Here is a 19780-nt window from a genome sequence, read left to right as displayed (position 1 = left end):
CGAGTACAACTTTTGGGCCTCTCCAGTTGGTAATGCTTCTGCCGCTGTTGGCAACGAGAATTTTGGAATAACGAAATTTTATGATGTTGTTGGAGTGATCGAAAGTACACAGGCCTTAAATTCTGGCGCTTATAACGGAACTTCAAGTCCTTTGACCATTTCCACACGTTGGATCTGGAAATTCATAGCCGGAACAACATACTCAGATTGGATATTTGTGGGTAATTCTCAAACGGTAAACCCCGGGCAAGGGTTCACCATGAAGGGCATTGACGTAGGAGCCGACCTACCTTCTACTCCGCAGCAAGAGTACGACTTTAGAGGTAAACCCAATAGTGGTGATATTACCAATAGTGTTATTGCAGACCAATTGACACTTATCGGTAACCCCTATCCTTCTGCTGTAGATCTACAAGAATTCTTTGATGACAACCCGGATGTGGATGCCCAAGCCTTTTATTGGGAGCAAGATCACGCTGTGAACTCGCACTATTTAGACGCTTACCAAGGTGGCTATGCGGTTTGGACCGCCGATGGCACTGCAGACGGATTCTATCAACAAGCGATATTCCTCTCCTATGGTTGAGACGGATCTACTGGACCACCGACAGGTACCGGTGGAACGGCTTTGATTCAACGCCGTTATGCACCATAGGCCAAGGCTTTATGGTTCGTGGTGATGTAGACGGAACGGTTACTATGAAAGACGATTACCGCGAATATGTTCCTGAAGGAGCTGCAAACTTTTCTGAATTCAAAAGTGCTTCCTTTGGTAACTCTACCGCAATGGTTGACACTGAAGATGCAGATCCGGAGCGATTAAGAGAGCGCCCTTTTGTTAGATTGACAGCCTTTGTGAATGACAACTTTGCTTCGCCAGTGGCCCTTTTATTCTATGATAAAGCGACTTTTGGAGAAGATAGAGGCATGGACGCCAAAAGTCCAAGAGATCTGGAAAATGACATCTTCTGGTCTCTAGCAGACGATCCAGACAACGAATACATTATTCAAACCGTACCCTTCCAACAAGAAGCCATGATTCCTTTGGCCTTTAAAGTTGGTGAGGCTTCAACAACCTTCAGACTTTATATTACAGAGCGTTCGGAATTCAACAAAGACATGTATCTATTCGACGCTGTAAACAATACGTATAGTCTTATTACCAAAGACGAGTACACTACAGTCAACGGATTGACTCCTGGTGTTTATAAAGACCGTTTCTTTATCACTTTTGCCAAAATGGATAATCCTGCGGTGGCAGCAACAGCCACTGTGGAAGCTAAAGTGCAGGTATTCCATAACAATCCAACTAAACAGCTAGAAATTATAAATGATGAACTTCTAGTTTTAGAATCGGCTACACTTTACGATATCAATGGCCGTATCCTATGGACACGCAACGACCTTGGAGGTGACTCCCGCTACGCTTATCCAACTGGCCTTTTAGCCGATGGAGTGTATATACTCAGATTACAAACTAAAGACGGTGCTGTAAAGACAGAAAAGATCCGCGTCTTCAATAAATAAGAGAAGATCGAATAAATTTAAAATCCCCATTTTATGTGGGGATTTTTTTTTGCTTGAGATTTTTATTATTTTCAAACCCTAAGGCGATTTAGTCATAACCAATCAACTAACAAACCATGGAAGAAAATCAAAAGAAACCCAAAAATTACCTAGTAGAATCTATACTAGTAACCATATTTTGCTGCCTGATCTTTGGGATCATTGGAATTGTAAACGCTGCCAAGGTAAATTCTGAATATGAAGCAGGAAACTACGAAGGCGCATTAGCTGCCTCTAAACAAGCTAAAACCTGGACCCTATGGGGCTTTATTATTGGCTTGGCAGGGGTAGTAATTGTTGGTTTCCTGTATTTAGTTATGGGAATTGCAATTCTAGGCAGCGCCGGTGACTTTTAGTAAAAAGAACATACTTTTAGCAAGTATACCAGTAGCAATTTTGCTGCTGGTATATTTTTTTTACAACCCAGAGGATTTCGATTGGTTCCCTAAATGCCCTTTCTACAGCCTTACAGGGGTCTATTGCCCGGGTTGTGGTAGTCAACGTGCATTGCACAGTTTGGTGCATTTAGAATTTGGCAAAACGGCTTCTTATAATTTCTTATTCTTGCCAGCACTCGGAGTAGTACTTTACAACTTCGGAATTACAGTTTACAACGAGCTGAGCAATAAACAACTTACCAACTACATTTATAAGCCAATTTTCCCAAAGGTAGTCTTGATTATTGTTTTGCTTTTCTGGGGACTCAGAAATATTCCCTTTTCTCCCTTCTGTTATTTAGCACCTTAATAAGTCTAATGTTTCACCAAACGGCTTGTAAAGTTATTGGTCTCGCCCTGAATATTTAGCATGTAGACTCCTGCTTGTAGATTCGCAAGGTTCAATACAGTAGTTAATCGATCTAATTCCTGCTTTAATACCAATTGCCCTAGAGCATTGTAAAGTTTTAGCCCAGTTATATGCTGATCTGACAATTGTATGTTTACCAGATCGGTAACAGGATTTGGATAAACTTGTAGCGTACTTATGGTTTGCCGGTCCTGATTGCTAACAGTACCTTCTAACTTAACCTTGAAATAATTGTTGGGGTTAAGCTCGCCTGTTTTGTTGAGCCACAAATAATCTTTAAACAGATCTCTGTTTGCAACAACTATATCCGGATAACCATCATTGTCAACATCGCCCATGGCGTTACCATAAGAAAACGCAAGATCATCCTCAAAGCCTTGACCAATTACCCGTTCAAAAGTGGCATCACCCTGATTGTCATAATAGGCCGCAGGAAGAATTCCACCGCCATCTGTGGCAAATTGTCCGCTTACGTAAAGATCCAAATAACCGTCTAGGTCTCCATCGAGCCAAACGGCTCCCCATGAAAAGTAACCGAACTGAACTCCAGCGGTAATTGCCGTATTGGTAAACGTCTCGTCACCGTTGTTCTTCATTAAAAAATTACCTGGATCAGGATCGCTAGAATCGATGGTAGTGTTAGTGATATACATATCCACATAACCGTCATAGTCGTAATCTTCAATAGCCGAGCTCATGGCATTCATTTGATAGTCTGAGCCAGAAAAGAAGCTGATATCTGAAAATACCCCACTGCCGTTGTTCTTGTACATCACGTTTTTGGTGATCAATCGATCATTGATCAAATATAGCTCCATTTGACCATCATTATTGATGTCGTAAAAAGTACCTTGGAAACTCAAAACAGACCGATTCCCAATATTGGATTCTAAGTTGACATTGGTAAAGGTTCCATCGCCATTGTTTTTAAACAGCATATTCACCTCTACCTGTGCCAGATCGCGATTGGCCAAGAATACGTCGAGTAGGCCATCGTTATCGTAATCGCCCCAAGAAGCAGAATTTGTGAAAACGTTGGTCGTTGGTAGTCCCGCCTCCGCTGTTATATCGATAAAAGAAAAATTGTCATTGCGATAAAAGGTGTTGGGTGCAGTTTCGCTAGCAACAAACAAATCTTTATCACCATCGTTGTCAAAGTCTACCCAGGTAACGCTTTTAGAGGCAATTAGCGGATCTATAAGATCAAGACTGATCTCGGTAAAGCTTCCTTCAATATTCTTGTAGAATCTTACCGGTTCTCCAGCATTGGTACAGACAGTGATATCGTCCCAGCCATCATTGTCAAAATCGACAAAGGAAACACCTGTACCATCACTGATATCTCTTATCTCATCTATGCCTAGTGCGACTGCGGATTCTTCAAATAATACTTGACTCTGTGCGCTAATGCCTAACATTAAAGCGACTATCAATGGGATAATTGATCTCATCTTTCGGGGAAATTAAAAAAAGACACCCCCAAACCTTAGTAAGGGGGTGTTCTATCAGAATTACATCAATAAGAAATTCTTATTTCTTCAAAGTCGTTGGTTCAACTTCTACCTCCATAAATGGAAGGTCGATAGCCGAAGGATCTTTGGTGTCTGAAGCTGCTGGCGCGGTAAATGGAGTTACGTATTGGATACAGATCTCCCATCCTGCCCTAGTAGCAGAACCGTCAGATTCGAATACGAAAGTAATGTCTTGTCCAGAGGTTTGGAAAGCCTCACCTTGCAAGCTAGTTCCAGTGAATCCAGAGTTGCCATTGGCTGTTACCGCTGTTACACCTCCAATAGTAGTTACTTCTGTAGCAGCGTCTTCTATTGGACCGTTGTAAACACGCATATAATCCCAATTGCTCTCAATGTTGAACACTTGGGAAGTGGCTAGCACTACTTGTCCAAAGGGGGCAACATAACTTTGTGTTACATCTTCATTATTACTATAGTTTCCAGTAGTTCCTCCAGAATCTACGTAGTCTACATCACACACAAGTGGTGGTGGCGCAGTTTAACATACCTCTGCAGCCCATCCTGTGCGCGTTATGGAGCTATCAGAATTAAAGACTAAAGTAAGTGAGTCTGTAGTACCGTCTACCTGTACTTGGAAAAGCTCGGAACCAGAATAAGTTCCAATTAAAGGTGCAGATGCATCAGCACCGTCGTATATAGACAAGTCATCACAACAACCTTCAGTATCAAATTCAGTAAAATACAAGCTCATGTTAGAACCGTCTCCAGTAGTAACAACTCGCGTTACACTCTCATTGTTGCGGTAGTTCAAAAGCTGTCCACCTGTATCGGCAGCAATGCTAATAGGATCAGTACATTCTAAAATTGGTAGTGGCACATCACTTGGGAAGCTCACTGTACCAGTTCTTCCGTTCCAAGACCAAGTTCCTTGATCTTGTGCAATAAGACACTGAGTTCCATCTCCATTAGAGAATGAATCATACCCAAGGTTGTTGTTGTCTCTTAAGATGGCGCTTACTCCTATGTCATAAGTTGCCATAAACGATCCCCACATCGAAGATTGCTCAAACAACCAAATCTCGTTAGCAACCCCGGTTGTTACCAACAACAAACCTGGAATTCCTGTTTGTCCAAAACAAGCAAAGTTAAAAGTCTCAGTAGTTGTATCGGTAAATGGGTTACCCGCTGGTGACAGCACAAAAGTCTCAGTCACAACTACTCCTGCTCCTGCAGGGTGCGGCGTACCATCACTTAATAAGTTCCACACACCATTAAAAGCGGAATCCGTATTATCAACATAGGTGCCAAGAGATACAACACCACGCTGAGTGCTAAATTCTTTGTACACGTGGCTGATACCGTCTTTCCCGTTAATGGTCACATCACTAACAGTTGGGTTTGATGGATCTGAAATGTCAAAGCTGAAATTTCCATTTACACCTTTAAAGGCAAAAGAAGTTCCCGCCATATCTGCCTCGTGAGAGAAAAATGAGTATTTGTCTCCGTTTAAGGTCTTAACTGTTGCATTGAATTTGCCGTCGTTTCCGGCATTAATCCAAATTTTGGCATTGAAGTCAGAATCTAGAGTGGCAATAAATCCGTGGTACATTCCCAAGCCTGAATCGTCAAACTCAGCTCTTGGAGTTGCTTTTGGATCCACCGATTCTGTAAATGCGTTGGTTTCATTTTGATCTAGTTCAGTTGTTTCTTCACTACAAGAGTAAATCACTGCACCTAGAGCAAACATTAGAATAAATTTCTTCATTTGTGTTGTGAGGTTTAGAAAAGTTATATTTTTTTGTTCGCTAAAGTTTCAAATGGCAAGAGAAAGTCATTTTCGAAAAAGACAATGAAATTGTTAAGGAAATTTTAAATAATCATTTAAGCGAAGTTTTTTGTCGATTAATGGAAAAAAAATGTCAATTTTTTAAGAAAATGATAATTAAAAGTCTCGCTCATCTCCTGTTTTTAATGGATTCTCAAGGTAAAACACTGATTGTCTGCTCCATTCAATGATTCTTTTGAGAAAACAAGTCAATTAAAACAAAAAACCTTCAAAAAATAGACGAGCTACTCTTTGAAGGTTTTAACCCAGATTTAGATTTTTCTAATAGAAATTCCTTACGTTAATACAGTAATATGGTTCCACTTCTTCCATTCCAAGACCAAGTTCCAGAAGCTACATCTGTACAACTTAGATCTAAATAAGCTTGCACGCCGGGAACTGCTCCATTTATAGTAGAACCAAGATTCCAGGTCAAGTTGTTGCCTAAAATATCAGTGGTCTGACCAAAGGCTGCGATCTCATCTACGGCTGTTGGCCCAACTAAAGGCAAATCCAAAACTATTGGCCCAAGGGTGAAAGGCGCATAAGTCCCCGCAGGGATCACTCCGCATCCCGAAGCTGTAAAACTCTCTTGGGAAGTGTCGTTGAACATACGCCCATCTGGAGTTCCATTGTCATAACATATAACCAATTCATCAATGTTATCTACTGTGATGGTATAAATAAATGGAGGAAAAGGTATAGGTTGTGTAATGTCTGAGGTCGAAGTGCTGATAAAATCCCAGGTGCCGGCAAAGTTAGAATCTGCAGAATCTACAAAAGTACCAAGTGATACTGTGGCTCGGCTCGCAGCCTCATCTTTGACCAAACGAATATGTATCGGTCTGCTTTCCAGATCAGGCCCAAGGACAATAACATTGTCTTTGTCTGATACATCTATAGTAAAGAATGCATTGTCCGATTTAAATCGATATTGCGCATCTCCCAAGTCTTGTCCCTCAAAATACGGCGACTTGTCATTATCTAAGGCCACTACTGCAAGCGGTGTATCCACATCAGTTATACTGATAATCAGTTCCCCGTGGTATTTTGAATCCGCAGATACAAAAATACCGCGATACATACCCAAATTGGTACCGTCTAAAGTAGCGTCTGGAGTGGCGACACTGGGGGCTGCGAACTTTGCACTGTCAATTGCCTGGTTCTCTATAGCTGGTTGCAGTTGTTCTGCACATGCCAATAGCGAGGCAGCGGCACATAGGCCGAGAAATTTTCTTTTTATAGGTGAGGTTTTTTAAAAATTGGTTACTCAAAAGTTTTTAGCGTGCTGGTTATGATACTTACACAATCCAACAACTGCTCTTTATTCATTACCAATGGGGGAGCGAAACGTATAATGTTTCCATGGGTAGGCTTGGCCAATAGGCCGTTATCTCTAAGTGCCAAGCAAATGTTCCAAGCGGTGTCTCCTTCTTCATGATCGTCTATGACAATGGCGTTAAGTAGACCTTTTCCGCGTACTAGCTTCACTATCTTACTGTTTGCAATATACTTATTCATTTCCGAACGGAACAACTCTCCAAGCTGAAAAGCGTTTTCAGCGAGTTCTTCATCTTGTATAACCTCTAGTGCGGCCATGGCAACGGCTGCAGCAATTGGGTTCCCGCCAAAGGTGGAACCGTGGTTTCCTGGACGAATCACGTCCATGATATCGTCATTGGCTAATACAGCCGAAACCGGGTATACACCACCGCTTAAGGCCTTTCCTAAGATCAGCATGTCTGGCTTCACTTCTGGAGTTCCGCTACAGTTCTTATCAGAACAACTGCAATTCCCGCAGGTAGCCAGCAAGCGTCCGGTTCTTGCAATCCCGGTCTGAACCTCGTCTGCGATAAAAAGAACATTATTGGCCTCACATAGGGCTTTGGCCTTTTTTAAATAATCGGTGGCAGGGACATAGACCCCAGCCTCGCCTTGAATTGGTTCTACCAAAAAACCGGCAATTTTATCATTGTCTTTCAACACCGCTTCTAAGGCATCAATATCGTCATAAGGGATCTTGATGAATCCTTGTGTATAAGGGCCAAAGTTCTTGCGCGCCACAGGATCATTTGAAAAAGAGATGATCGTAGTTGTACGGCCGTGGAAGTTGTTTTCACAAACCACAATTTGCGCCTCATTCTCGGCAATACCCTTTTTCTCATAAGCCCATTTACGACAGATCTTAACAGCAGTCTCAACGGCTTCTGCGCCTGTGTTCATCGGAAGCAATTTATCGAATCCGAAGAGCTCGGTAGCGTATTTTTCGTAACGTCCTAAAAGATCGTTGTAGAATGCGCGCGACGTAAGTGTCAGCGTATCTGCCTGACTTTTTAGTGCTCCGACGATTTTAGGGTGGCAGTGGCCCTGGTTAACGGCCGAATAAGCCGACAAGAAATCGTAATATTTCTTTCCTTCTACATCCCAGACATAAACACCCTCGCCTCGGGTCAATACTACTGGTAATGGGTGATAGTTGTGGGCGCCATACTTGTCTTCTAAAGCCATGGCCTCTTGCGATGTCAATCCTTGTAAAACAGACATTTTAATAATTTTTCAATTGATACATGAGCAATTCCTTCTTGGCTAGATCTATCAGCAGGAGAGAAATCATCCTAAAGCGATAGCAAGTTACTAAATTTAGTTCGTGAGGGTTGAAAAAGTCAGCATAAAAACGTTGGAATTGTACTACTTTTGCCCCCATGGCAAGAAAACGCAACAGAAAAGTATTTGAAGGGCTAGAGGTCATTGATGCAGGGGCAAAAGGAAAGGCAGTTGCCAAAGCTCCAGACGGACGCGTAGTGTTCATTGACAATGCGGTTCCGGGAGATATAGCCACAGTACAGACCACCAAAAAACGATCTGCATATTATCACGGAACAGCCATTTCCTTTGACAAGTTTTCGGACAAGCGCGTGGAGCCGGCCTGTGCTTATTTTGGCACCTGTGGCGGATGCAAATGGCAAAATATGGGTTACCCCTTCCAATTGGAATACAAGCAGCGAGAAGTTACCCAAAACCTAAAGCGTCTTGGTGGCATTGAACCTAAGGAGATCATACCTATAAAGGGCTGCAACACGCCTTATTTCTATCGCAATAAAATGGAGTTCTCTTTTAGCAATAACAAATGGCTAACACTAGAACAGATAAATAGCGGCCAGGAGATAGCAGATCGCAACGCTTTAGGGTTTCATATTCCGGGCATGTGGGATAAGATCTTAGATATAGATAAATGTCACTTGCAAGCCGACCCCTCTAACGCGATTCGGAATTTTGTTCGGGATTTTGCCAAAGAAAAAGGTCTTGCCTTTTTTGATCCTAGAGCGCAAGAAGGCTTGCTGCGGACCTTAATGATACGCAATACCAGCAGCGGTGAATTTATGGTCTTGATCCAGTTCTACGACCATGATCAGGAAGCTATTTATATGGTTCTAGAGGCAGTTGCTGCGGAGTTTCCACAGATCACCTCCCTGCTATATGTGATCAATCAGAAAGCCAATGACACACTTTACGATCAAGACATTTTGCGCTACGCTGGAAAAGACTTTATCACCGAAAAAATGGAAGGCTTGGAATTTAAGATCAATGCCAAGTCCTTTTACCAGACCAACTCCGAGCAAGCTTACGAACTCTATAAGATAGCTCGTGACTTTGCCGGACTCCAAGGTAACGAGCTAGTGTATGACCTATATACGGGCACTGGGACCATTGCACAGTTCGTTTCAAAACAAGCGGCCAAGGTTATTGGTGTAGAGGCAGTTCCAGAGGCTATCGAAGCTGCCAAGGCCAATGCCGAGCACAATAAGATCAGTAACTGTGAGTTTTATGTTGGAGACATGAAGCAGGTTTTTACTGAGGAGTTTATTGCTACTCACGGACAACCCGATGTAGTTATCACAGATCCGCCTCGTGACGGTATGCATAAAGATGTGGTTGCTCAGTTACTGAAATTAGAAGCACCCAAGATCGTATATGTGAGTTGTAATAGTTCAACTCAGGCACGAGATTTGCAACTACTTGCAGAAAAATATGAGGTACAAAAGTCTCAAGCTGTAGATATGTTTCCGCAGACGCATCATGTAGAAAATGTTGTACTTTTAACCAAACGATAGTTTATTCTTTTGAAAAGAACTCTAGCACTTATTTGCTGCCTACTTTTGGCCATGGGATGTACCCGAGATGATATTTGTCCGGAAGATACTCAGACCACTCCCCTGCTAATCATAACCTTCAAGGATTTTGCAAATCGCACTTTGTCTAAGGCTGTTCCAAATTTGGAGGTGCGAGATGCGGAGAATTCAGAGATCGTACTTTTTAGCGTGAGCAGCACAGATTCCATAGCGATTCCTCTGCGCAACTTTGACACGCGAACCGAATTGTTGTTTGTACGAGAGGCAGACACCACAGAAACCGACGAATCCAACGCAGATCGATTCAATCTGCTTTACACTACAGAAGATATTTATTTGAATCGCGCTTGCGGATTCATTACCAATTACAATGATCTAAGTGGACAACTGATCAATGAGGAAGGTAGCAACTGGCTCTTTAGTTTTGAAGTTTTACAAACCACAATTAGCGACGACAATGCAGCGCATCTCACTCTTTTTCATTAGTCTGATGCTACTAAGCACGGCTGCAGTTTTCGCTCAGGAATCCACGGAGTCGCCTTCCGATACCCTAGCCCTTAAAAAGCGTGACAACAAATATGGTTTACGGTTAGGAGTTGATCTGGCCAAACCTTTGCGTACCGCTATAGAAGACGGCTACACAGGATTTGAGATCACTGCGGACTTTAGGATCTCCAAACGATTTTACGCCGCCCTAGAACTTGGGACAGAAGAAAAAGAACGCCTTGAAGAGAATTTAAATTCAATTGCTCGCGGGAGTTATTTTAAAATCGGAGCAGATTTTAATGCCTATGACAATTGGCCAGGGCTAAACAACAGCATCTTTGCGGGACTGCGCTACGGATATTCAACCTTTGAACAAGAATTATTGTCTTACGGCATCTACACCACTGACCAGAGTTATGAGGAGTTTCAGCTGCGCGAGGAGCCTCAGACCTTTGAAAGTCTGAATGCTTCTTGGATAGAACTAATGGTTGGAGTTAAGACGGAACTTTTTAACAATCTATTCCTGAGTTTGAACGTACAGCTTAAACGGCGCATTAGTGAAACCAAACCAGAGAATTTTGACAACCTTTATATTCCCGGATTTAACAGAACCTATGACGAATCGAGCTTCGGTGTGGGTTACGGCTATACGATAAGTTATCTGATACCGATCTTTAAGCGTTAAGCCTGTTTCTTCGCCTTTTTACTTCCGGAATACATTTCGTACCGTACCAAACGACTTTCTAGTTTCCCATTAAAAAGTTTGATCTTTTTAGAAGGACGCAGTCCTACCGATTTGAGCGCTTCTAAATTTCCGCAAAGCATCCAGGCTTGAGTTCCGGGGTATCCGCGCTTTAAAGTATCGCCTATCTTGGTATAGAAATCTTCTACATCTATGGTCAGGCGTTCGTCATAAGGTGGGTTAAAAATGATAAAACTCGGGCGATCACTGCTTTTCTCCGAGCTAAAGAAATCTTGCCTCTGAATACTGATGAACTCTCCTAGGTTCGCATTCTTTACATTAGATCGAGCCACAGACAGCGCCTTGTCATCCAAGTCAAAACCTTGAATACGGTATTGAAAATCACGTATCTTATTAAGTGCAGCCTGCTCAATGGTCGCAAAAAGATCTTCGTCATAATCGGGCCAATGCTCAAAGCCGAATTCATCGCGATTTAGATTCGGTGGAATATTACAAGCAATCATCGCAGCCTCTGTGAGTATGGTTCCACTACCACACATAGGGTCTAATAGATCACATTGACCACGCCAACCCGATAGCAAGACAATTCCCGCCGCCAAGACCTCGTTTAGAGGTGCTAAGGTAATTGCGGTTTTATAGCCGCGCTTGTGTAACGAACCGCCAGAACTGTCTAAAGATACTGTGCAGCGGTTGCGATCTATATGTAGATTGATCCGCAAATTGGGATGCGCCAAGTCTACGTTAGGTCTTCTGCTTTCGCGTTCTCTAAACCTATCAACAATCGCATCCTTGGTCTTGAGCGCGATGAATTTGGAATGCGTGAACTGCTGCGAATGTACCGTAGCATCTACGGCCAGGGTCCCATCCGCAGCCATAAAATCCTCCCATGGGATACGCTTAACTTTTGTGTATAGGTCGTCTTCTGAAAATACAGGAAAACTGGAAATGGGTTTAAGGATCTTTATCGCCGTACGACAGCAGAGGTTGGCCTTGTACATAAAGCCTAAGTCGCCCATAAAACTGACCGATCTCCGCCCAGGAGTCACTCCGGAAGCCCCGAGTTTTCTAAGTTCTTCTGCCAATACCTCTTCCAATCCGAAGAGTGTCTTAGCAACCATATTAAAGTTTTTTTCCATAAGTTAGCTGTAGGATGCCCCAAAAATAGACTATTTTAGCCCTTTAAACCATCTGCATGCAAGAGATTCCTGAATCTTGGTATACTTCCTGGTTCAATTCGCCTTATTATCATATCCTTTATAAGGATCGGGATTACTCCGAAGCAGCCGTTTTTATGGATAATCTAACGGAGGCTTTGGCCCTACCTAAGACTGCTCAAATTTTAGATTTGGCCTGCGGCCGCGGAAGACATTCTATTTATTTAGCTGGTATGGGTTATCAAGTGACCGGAGCGGATCTATCGCCTAAGAATATTGAAGCTGCTAAGTTGCATGAAAGACCGGGGCTGCGCTTTGTGATCCATGATATGTGTTTACCGTTTCAGCAAAAGTTCGATGCCATATTTAATCTATTTACCTCTTTTGGTTATTTTGAAGGAGCTAACGATAATTTGAGAGCAATACGTGCCATAAAACAAAGTTTGGCTTCTGAAGGAATTGGCGTCATTGATTTCTTGAATGTGAATTATGTGGCGAAGCATCTGGTGGTAACTGAAGAAAAAACGATAGACGGTATTCGGTTTAATATCAATCGTAAAATCGATGATAAATTCATCACCAAGACTATTACTTTTAAGGATCAAGGAAAGGAATACTCTTTTGCCGAGCGTGTTTCTGCAATGGACTTGGATCAATTCAAGTCTTATTTCGAACTTGCCGGTGTGGAGTTGACAAAAACCTATGGAAACTATCAGCTAGATTCCTTTGATCCAGAAACTTCTGAACGTCTTATACTGATATTTAAATGATGTTGTACCTGAGCTTGTTTTTATCGGTAATTATAGGATACGGTGTTGCCTATGCTTTGAAAACCAGAGAAACTTCGCGTTTTAATCTGCTATTGTCTTTTAGTGGGGCCTTTTTACTCTCTGTCACTGTATTTGAGTATTTGCCAGAGTTGTATCAAAGTTCCAAAGATTCCCTGGGGATTTTCATAATGGGAGGTATATTACTTCAATTAGTGTTAGATTTCTTTTCTAAAGGAGCAGAACACGGGCACATACATATAGATTCCGATCAGCGAAACTTTCCTTTCGCACTTTTTATAAGTCTTTCTATACATGCGCTGCTTGAAGGGATACCTGTAGCTTCAAGTGATCATTTGCTTTATGGAGTATTGATTCATAAAGTACCTATTGCAGCTATACTCGGTATCTTTCTAATCAAATCTGGATTTAAATCGTGGATCACGCTCTTGTTTTTAAGTGGTTTTGCACTAATGACCCCATTAGGCAGCTATTTGAGTCAGCACCCAACTCAGATTCAAGAATATCTCCCCTATCTTAATGCCCTGGTAGTTGGTATTTTTCTGCATGTTTCCACTACCATATTGTTTGAAAGTAATAAGAATCACAGTTTTAATCTGATTAAGCTTCTCACGGTAATCTTAGCTATGGCTATTGCCTACTTTATCTAAGCGCAACACTATTCCTTATTGTCTTATAACAGATAATTAACTCAGCGAATAACACGGTAAATTCTAGTCATATTTTTTTGCCAAAGCTGTCTGGTAGACCTATTACCCGAGCTGCCAGCCTGCCGCGCTGCAATATGCCTTTTTACTGCAATATCTTGATGTGAGAAGTTTATACAAGCAAAAAGACCCATCCTAAAAATAGAACGGGTCTTTAATGAAAAAAAGGCCCTGGAGCGTAAAGAAAATGTACGGTGTACATTTTTAGCGACGGGCGAGCGCTGAGGGGCCGGCATGTCGCTAGCCTTTTTAGGTTAATAAGGTATACACTTGGATTTAGATTATGCGCAACAAAAAAGTCCCTGCTCTAAAAGAACAAGGACTTTATGATAAAAAAGGCAGCGACATACTCTCCCACTTGGTATAGCAGTACCATCTGCGCAGATGGGCTTAACTTCTCTGTTCGGAATGGTAAGAGGTGAGCCCCATCGCTATAGCCACCTTAAATCGTTGGCTTGCAATAAGATGCAAACACTAATATTTTGACATATAAGGAAAAAGAGATTCGAGAGTGTGTAGCAAGTTCATTTGAACTGCATTAATTTTTTAAAGCAAAGAGTGGCTTCCCTGACCCGAAGATCAGGGAAGTCGACGTACATAAGCTTACGGGTTATTAGTATCACTCGGCTATGATGTTACCACCTTTACACCTGTGACCTATCAACGTGGTAGTCTCCCACGACCCTTTAAAGAAATCTCATCTTGTGATGGGTTTCGCGCTTATATGCTTTCAGCGCTTATCCCTTCCCAACGTAGCTACCCAGCAGTGCTCCTGGCGGAACAACTGGTACACCAGAGGTTAGTCCAACTCGGTCCTCTCGTACTAGAGTCAGATTCACTCAAATTTCTCGCGCCCACTACAGATAGAGACCGAACTGTCTCACGACGTTCTGAACCCAGCTCGCGTGCCACTTTAATGGGCGAACAGCCCAACCCTTGGGACCTTCTCCAGCCCCAGGATGTGACGAGCCGACATCGAGGTGCCAAACCCCCCCGTCGATGTGAGCTCTTGGGGGAGATCAGCCTGTTATCCCCGGAGTACCTTTTATCCTTTGAGCGATGGCCCTTCCATGCGGAACCACCGGATCACTATGCTCTACTTTCGTACCTGATCGACCTGTATGTCTCTCAGTCAAGCTCCCTTATGCCATTGCACTCTACACACGATTGCCAACCGTATTGAGGGAACCTTTAGAAGCCTCCGTTACTCTTTTGGAGGCGACCACCCCAGTCAAACTACCCACCAAGCACTGTCCTCATTTCTGAGTTAGGCTTCAAATAAGTAAAGGGTGGTATTTCAACAATGACTCCACAACGCCTAGCGACGCCACTTCAAAGTCTCCCACCTATCCTACACATTACTTATCCAAAGTCAATACTAAGCTATAGTAAAGGTTCACGGGGTCTTTTCGTCCCGTAGCGGGTAATCGGCATCTTCACCGATACTACAATTTCACCGAGCTCATGGCTGAGACAGTGTCCAGATCGTTACACCATTCGTGCAGGTCGGAACTTACCCGACAAGGAATTTCGCTACCTTAGGACCGTTATAGTTACGGCCGCCGTTTACCGGGGCTTCAATTCAATGCTTCGCTAAAAGCTAACATCTCCTCTTAACCTTCCGGCACCGGGCAGGTGTCAGGCCCTATACATCATCTTTCAATTTAGCAGAGCCCTGTGTTTTTGATAAACAGTCGCCTGGACCTCTTCACTGCGGCCAACATTGCTGTTGGCGACCTTTCTCCCGAAGTTACAGGTCTATTTTGCCTAGTTCCTTAGCCATGAATCTCTCGAGCACCTTAGAATTCTCATCCCAACCACCTGTGTCGGTTTACGGTACGGGCTGCTTCACTCGCTTTTCTTGGAAGTCGCTTCTCTGGATTATCACCGCAGCCGTAGCCTTAGTGTACTATCGCGGTATTACTACTCGCTTCAACGTGCTATTCCGTCAGCACGCACCAAATATACGCCTCCGTCACTTTTAACGTGAGCAGGTACCAGAATATTAACTGGTTGTCCATCCACTACCCCTTTCGGGTTCGCGTTAGGTCCCGACTAACCCTCAGCTGATTAGCATAGCTGAGGAAACCTTGGTCTTTCGGTGAGGGGGTTTCTCGCCCCCTTTATCGTTACTTATGCCTACATTTTCTTTTCTAGCCGTTCCAGCAAACCTCACAGTTCACCTTCAACACAACTAGAATGCTCCCCTACCCATCTTTACAGATGCCATAGCTTCGGTAGTATATTTATGCCCGATTATTATCCATGCCGGATCGCTCGACTAGTGAGCTGTTACGCACTCTTTAAATGAATGGCTGCTTCCAAGCCAACATCCTAGCTGTCTATGCAATCCAACCGCGTTTTGTCAACTTAATATACATTTGGGGACCTTAGCTGATGGTCTGGGTTCTTTCCCTCTCGGACATGGACCTTAGCACCCATGCCCTCACTGCTGATCATCATTTTATAGCATTCGGAGTTTGTCAGGAATTGGTAGGCGGTGAAGCCCCCGCATCCAATCAGTAGCTCTACCTCTATAAAACTAAATCAACGCTGCACCTAAATGCATTTCGGGGAGTACGAGCTATTTCCGAGTTTGATTGGCCTTTCACCCCTACCCACAGGTCATCCCAAGACTTTTCAACGTCAACGGGTTCGGGCCTCCACTATGTGTTACCACAGCTTCACCCTGCCCATGGGTAGATCACACGGTTTCGCGTCTACTACTACTAACTAAAGCGCCCTATTCAGACTCGCTTTCGCTACGGATCCGTTCCTTAAAAACTTAACCTCGCTAGTAAAAGTAACTCGTAGGCTCATTATGCAAAAGGCACGCCGTCACACGTAAACGTGCTCCGACCGCTTGTAAGCGTATGGTTTCAGGTTCTATTTCACTCCCTTATTCAGGGTTCTTTTCACCTTTCCCTCACGGTACTGGTTCACTATCGGTCTCTCAGGAGTATTTAGCCTTAGCGGATGGTCCCGCCAAATTCATACAGGGTTTCACGTGCCCCGCACTACTCAGGATACTGCTAACTGTAACTTTCTTTACCTATACCGGGCTATCACCGTCTTTGGCCACGCTTTCCAACGTGTTCTAGTTCATCCAGCACAGTACATCGCAGTCCTACAACCCCAGCATTGCCGTAACAACACTGGTTTGGGCTACTGCGCGTTCGCTCGCCACTACTAACGCAATCACTATTGTTTTCTTCTCCTCCGGGTACTTAGATGTTTCAGTTCTCCGGGTTCGCTCCTAATTAAAGGTGACTGTTCTTCAAACAGCCGGGTTGCCCCATTCGGAAATTCACGGATCAAAGTGTATGTGCCACTCCCCGCAACTTATCGCAGCTTATCACGTCCTTCTTCGCCTCTGAGAGCCTAGGCATCCCCCATACGCCCTTATCTCGCTTATTGTACTTTTTTGCTCTTAATGAGTTTGATTCAAATTTATTTTCGATGTCTATAACCTTATCGATTATAAACAAATAACTTGCTTTCTCGTATTTCTTTTCCCAATATGTCAATGAACGTTTCTGATCTCGCTTGAAAGGTAGTTTAGGATACCTTATAAGGTCAATGACCAAATATTTTGTCAAAATCTTCAGTTTCTTAGATGATCGCCAATAACTCAATTAAAACTCCGGGGGGAGTCAAAATCTTGATATCGGAGTGCTGCTGGACAGCCGTCCTCAAACTTCAATTTTGAAAATACTTTAATAATATCCCCAAAATGGTAACAGCTAATTCCGAAGAATCAAGCTGCTCGTTTTTCGGAGTGCTACCTGCGGTAGCCAACCTCAAACTCCCATCTTGAAAATACTTTAAAAGAATCTGGCTTGTAGCGCTTAAGAAAGTAAGCTTTCTACACGCTGCTGCGCTGCGATTCTACTTTTTTAAAGTATTTATCTGTGGAGAATATCGGAGTCGAACCGATGACCTCCTGCGTGCAAGGCAGGCGCTCTAGCCAGCTGAGCTAATTCCCCATATACTAGTAATTAGTATTGAGCATTTAGTAGTTAGTGTCTACCCACTCAACTTCCAGAATTTCCAGTATTTCAGTTTCAATGAACTTCTAAATACTAAATACTAGGTACTTAGTACTCGCAGCCCTAGGCTGCGTCGTAGTCTCAGGCAGACTCGAACTGCCGACCTCTACATTATCAGTGTAGCGCTCTAACCAGCTGAGCTATGAGACTGCATTAATTGTAGTGCTTAGTCGTTAGTAATTAGTATTTAGGTGTTTGCAAAAATTTTATCGCCAAAAACCCTCTAAATACTAAGTACTAAGTACTTTATACTACTTTTTTAAATTGACAGTAAACCAAGTAAAAATTCTTAAGCAAGTTATCTTAGTACAAACCCGTTTTATGATATAGATCATAGTCGTCTTTCTCTAGAAAGGAGGTGTTCCAGCCGCACCTTCCGGTACGGCTACCTTGTTACGACTTAGCCCCAGTTACTAGTTTTACCCTAGGCAGCTCCTTACGGTCACCGACTTCAGGTACCCCCAGCTTCCATGGCTTGACGGGCGGTGTGTACAAGGCCCGGGAACGTATTCACCGCATCATGGCTGATATGCGATTACTAGCGATTCCAGCTTCACGGAGTCGAGTTGCAGACTCCGATCCGAACTGTGATAGGTTTTATAGATTCGCTCCTGCTCGCGCAGTGGCTGCTCTCTGTACCTACCATTGTAGCACGTGTGTAGCCCAGGACGTAAGGGCCGTGATGATTTGACGTCATCCCCACCTTCCTCGCGGTTTGCACCGGCAGTCTTGTTAGAGTTCCCGACATTACTCGCTGGCAACTAACAACAGGGGTTGCGCTCGTTATAGGACTTAACCTGACACCTCACGGCACGAGCTGACGACAACCATGCAGCACCTTGTAATGAGTCCGAAGAAGGGTCTATTTCTAGACCTGTCCCACTACATTTAAGCCCTGGTAAGGTTCCTCGCGTATCATCGAATTAAACCACATGCTCCACCGCTTGTGCGGGCCCCCGTCAATTCCTTTGAGTTTCATTCTTGCGAACGTACTCCCCAGGTGGGATACTTATCACTTTCGCTTAGCCACTCAATCCGAAAATCGAACAGCTAGTATCCATCGTTTACGGCGTGGACTACCAGGGTATCTAATCCTGTTCGCTCCCCACGCTTTCGTCCCTCAGCGTCAATATATTGTTAGTGATCTGCCTTCGCAATTGGTATTCTAAGTAATATCTATGCATTTCACCGCTACACTACTTATTCTAACCACTTCACAATAATTCAAGACAACCAGTATCAAAGGCAATTCTACAGTTGAGCTGCAGACTTTCACCTCTGACTTAATCGTCCGCCTACGGACCCTTTAAACCCAATGATTCCGGATAACGCTTGCACCCTCCGTATTACCGCGGCTGCTGGCACGGAGTTAGCCGGTGCTTATTCTTACGGTACCGTCAAGCCCCCACACGTGGGGGTGTTTCTTCCCGTATAAAAGCAGTTTACAACCCATAGGGCAGTCTTCCTGCACGCGGCATGGCTGGATCAGAGTTGCCTCCATTGTCCAATATTCCTCACTGCTGCCTCCCGTAGGAGTCTGGTCCGTGTCTCAGTACCAGTGTGGGGGATCCCCCTCTCAGGGCCCCTACCTATCGTCGCCATGGTGTGCCGTTACCACACCATCTAGCTAATAGGACGCATACTCATCTTGTACCGTAACCTTTAATATGGCTGTGATGCCACAGTCATATACTATGGGGTATTAATCTTCATTTCTAAAGGCTATCCCCCAGTACAAGGCAGATTGTATACGCGTTACGCACCCGTGCGCCGGTCGTCAGCAAAGTAGCAAGCTACTCCCTGTTACCCCTCGACTTGCATGTGTTAGGCCTGCCGCTAGCGTTCATCCTGAGCCAGGATCAAACTCTTCATCGTTTAATCTTAAATAATTTTAAACAACTACTATATCCAAGTTTGACCAAAAAAATCTCTCAGGGTATTTTTACTCGGTTTATTCGTTTCAACACCAAAGTTTCCTTTAGTATTGTACACTGTCAATTCAATATATCAATGAACTTTTGTTCTCTCTTTTTCGCTCAACGCAACTCGTGTTTTGTAGTCACTCATCCGTTTAGCGGGTGCAAATATACAAC

General features: G+C 43.6%; 15 protein-coding genes, 2 tRNA genes and 3 rRNA genes. 9 read left to right on the top strand and 11 right to left on the bottom strand.

The genetic code is table 11. From position 1 onward, the window contains the following. The first annotated feature begins 94 nt into the window (after window positions 1-94). The 4 genes from AC0J2F_RS00100 to AC0J2F_RS00085 all read left to right on the top strand — a co-directional run bounded on the left by AC0J2F_RS00100 (window position 95) and on the right by AC0J2F_RS00085 (window position 2313). The gene (locus AC0J2F_RS00100; protein ID WP_473008040.1) at window positions 95-586 is read left to right on the top strand and encodes a hypothetical protein; all 492 of its coding nucleotides are present in this window, start codon (window positions 95-97) and stop codon (window positions 584-586) included. Further along, window positions 583-1527 carry a T9SS type A sorting domain-containing protein gene (locus tag AC0J2F_RS00095; protein WP_473008039.1) on the top strand — a complete coding sequence of 315 codons (945 nt, stop codon included), beginning with the start codon at window positions 583-585 and terminating at the stop codon, window positions 1525-1527. The genes AC0J2F_RS00100 and AC0J2F_RS00095 overlap by 4 nt, the downstream gene beginning before the upstream one ends. A 116-nt stretch (window positions 1528-1643) precedes the next feature. Further along, a complete protein-coding gene (locus tag AC0J2F_RS00090; protein ID WP_087525433.1) occupies window positions 1644-1922 on the top strand; it encodes a CD225/dispanin family protein in 279 nt (92 codons plus the stop codon). Between the two features lie 40 nt (window positions 1923-1962). Then, window positions 1963-2313, top strand: coding sequence for a DUF2752 domain-containing protein (locus tag AC0J2F_RS00085; RefSeq protein WP_473008038.1), 351 nt, complete (start codon window positions 1963-1965; stop codon window positions 2311-2313). 5 nt (window positions 2314-2318) lie between these two features. Here AC0J2F_RS00085 and AC0J2F_RS00080 read toward each other — a convergent pair whose 3' ends face one another. The 5 genes from AC0J2F_RS00080 to rocD form a co-directional block, all read right to left on the bottom strand. Beyond that, window positions 2319-3824, bottom strand: a complete 1506-nt coding sequence (locus AC0J2F_RS00080) for a T9SS type A sorting domain-containing protein (RefSeq protein ID WP_473008037.1) — start codon at window positions 3822-3824, stop codon at window positions 2319-2321. Window positions 3825-3903: 79 nt separating this feature from the next. Then, the gene (locus AC0J2F_RS00075; protein WP_473008036.1) at window positions 3904-4365 is read right to left on the bottom strand and encodes a hypothetical protein; all 462 of its coding nucleotides are present in this window, start codon (window positions 4363-4365) and stop codon (window positions 3904-3906) included. An 18-nt stretch (window positions 4366-4383) separates the two neighbouring features. Beyond that, complete coding sequence (locus AC0J2F_RS00070) at window positions 4384-5610, bottom strand: CUB domain-containing protein (RefSeq protein WP_473008035.1); 1227 nt, start codon at window positions 5608-5610, stop codon at window positions 4384-4386. 361 nt (window positions 5611-5971) lie between these two features. After that, on the bottom strand, window positions 5972-6871 hold the full coding sequence (locus AC0J2F_RS00065; protein ID WP_473008034.1) for a hypothetical protein: 900 nt from the start codon (window positions 6869-6871) through the stop codon (window positions 5972-5974). Window positions 6872-6936: 65 nt separating this feature from the next. Further along, window positions 6937-8214, bottom strand: coding sequence for an ornithine--oxo-acid transaminase (gene rocD, locus AC0J2F_RS00060; protein WP_420379305.1), 1278 nt, complete (start codon window positions 8212-8214; stop codon window positions 6937-6939). Window positions 8215-8372: 158 nt separating this feature from the next. Here rocD and rlmD point away from each other — a divergent pair, with 158 nt between their 5' ends. Genes rlmD through AC0J2F_RS00045 form a run of 3 tightly spaced genes read left to right on the top strand, consistent with a single transcriptional unit; the run spans window position 8373 to window position 10971 of the window. Then, a complete protein-coding gene (gene rlmD, locus AC0J2F_RS00055; RefSeq protein ID WP_473008033.1) occupies window positions 8373-9782 on the top strand; it encodes a 23S rRNA (uracil(1939)-C(5))-methyltransferase RlmD in 1410 nt (469 codons plus the stop codon). Between the two features lie 9 nt (window positions 9783-9791). Next, a complete protein-coding gene (locus tag AC0J2F_RS00050) occupies window positions 9792-10286 on the top strand; it encodes a DUF6452 family protein (RefSeq protein WP_473008032.1) in 495 nt (164 codons plus the stop codon). Further along, a complete protein-coding gene (locus tag AC0J2F_RS00045) occupies window positions 10258-10971 on the top strand; it encodes a DUF6048 family protein (protein ID WP_473008031.1) in 714 nt (237 codons plus the stop codon). The genes AC0J2F_RS00050 and AC0J2F_RS00045 overlap by 29 nt, the downstream gene beginning before the upstream one ends. Here the strand turns inward: AC0J2F_RS00045 and AC0J2F_RS00040 are convergent. Further along, on the bottom strand, window positions 10968-12125 hold the full coding sequence (locus tag AC0J2F_RS00040) for a THUMP domain-containing class I SAM-dependent RNA methyltransferase (protein ID WP_473008030.1): 1158 nt from the start codon (window positions 12123-12125) through the stop codon (window positions 10968-10970). The two genes, AC0J2F_RS00045 and AC0J2F_RS00040, sit on opposite strands and share 4 nt — an antisense overlap. Window positions 12126-12181: 56 nt before the next feature. Here AC0J2F_RS00040 and AC0J2F_RS00035 point away from each other — a divergent pair, with 56 nt between their 5' ends. Continuing rightward, window positions 12182-12913, top strand: coding sequence for a class I SAM-dependent methyltransferase (locus AC0J2F_RS00035; RefSeq protein ID WP_473008029.1), 732 nt, complete (start codon window positions 12182-12184; stop codon window positions 12911-12913). Beyond that, window positions 12910-13581 carry a ZIP family metal transporter gene (locus AC0J2F_RS00030; protein ID WP_473008028.1) on the top strand — a complete coding sequence of 224 codons (672 nt, stop codon included), beginning with the start codon at window positions 12910-12912 and terminating at the stop codon, window positions 13579-13581. The genes AC0J2F_RS00035 and AC0J2F_RS00030 overlap by 4 nt, the downstream gene beginning before the upstream one ends. Before the next feature lie 390 nt (window positions 13582-13971). On the opposite strand, the gene rrf is transcribed toward AC0J2F_RS00030, so the two are convergent. From rrf to AC0J2F_RS00005, 5 genes are all read right to left on the bottom strand, one after another. Beyond that, window positions 13972-14083 (bottom strand): 5S ribosomal RNA (gene rrf, locus AC0J2F_RS00025). Between the two features lie 148 nt (window positions 14084-14231). Beyond that, window positions 14232-17055 (bottom strand): 23S ribosomal RNA (locus AC0J2F_RS00020). 495 nt (window positions 17056-17550) lie between these two features. Beyond that, window positions 17551-17624 (bottom strand) — tRNA-Ala (locus AC0J2F_RS00015). Window positions 17625-17763: 139 nt separating this feature from the next. Continuing rightward, window positions 17764-17837: transfer RNA gene (locus AC0J2F_RS00010), tRNA-Ile, on the bottom strand. Between the two features lie 201 nt (window positions 17838-18038). Beyond that, window positions 18039-19562, bottom strand: a 16S ribosomal RNA gene (locus AC0J2F_RS00005). Together the 16S, 23S and 5S rRNA genes with 2 tRNA genes alongside form the textbook arrangement of a ribosomal RNA operon. Window positions 19563-19780: the final 218 nt, after the last annotated feature.

This window comes from Gilvibacter sp. CC01, assembly GCF_055755295.1.
The sequence above is the reverse complement of the archived record's forward strand: the minus strand, read 5'-3'. Positions and strand labels throughout refer to the sequence as shown.

Coding starts and splice junctions, on each gene's coding strand:
- AC0J2F_RS00090 (WP_087525433.1), top strand. CDS start 1,644: ATGGAAGAAAATCAAAAGAAACCCAAAAATTACCTAGTAGAATCTATA.
- AC0J2F_RS00080 (WP_473008037.1), bottom strand. CDS start 3,824: ATGAGATCAATTATCCCATTGATAGTCGCTTTAATGTTAGGCATTAGC.
- AC0J2F_RS00070 (WP_473008035.1), bottom strand. CDS start 5,610: ATGAAGAAATTTATTCTAATGTTTGCTCTAGGTGCAGTGATTTACTCT.
- rocD (WP_420379305.1), bottom strand. CDS start 8,214: ATGTCTGTTTTACAAGGATTGACATCGCAAGAGGCCATGGCTTTAGAA.
- rlmD (WP_473008033.1), top strand. CDS start 8,373: ATGGCAAGAAAACGCAACAGAAAAGTATTTGAAGGGCTAGAGGTCATT.
- AC0J2F_RS00045 (WP_473008031.1), top strand. CDS start 10,258: ATGCAGCGCATCTCACTCTTTTTCATTAGTCTGATGCTACTAAGCACG.
- AC0J2F_RS00040 (WP_473008030.1), bottom strand. CDS start 12,125: ATGGAAAAAAACTTTAATATGGTTGCTAAGACACTCTTCGGATTGGAA.
- AC0J2F_RS00035 (WP_473008029.1), top strand. CDS start 12,182: ATGCAAGAGATTCCTGAATCTTGGTATACTTCCTGGTTCAATTCGCCT.
- AC0J2F_RS00030 (WP_473008028.1), top strand. CDS start 12,910: ATGATGTTGTACCTGAGCTTGTTTTTATCGGTAATTATAGGATACGGT.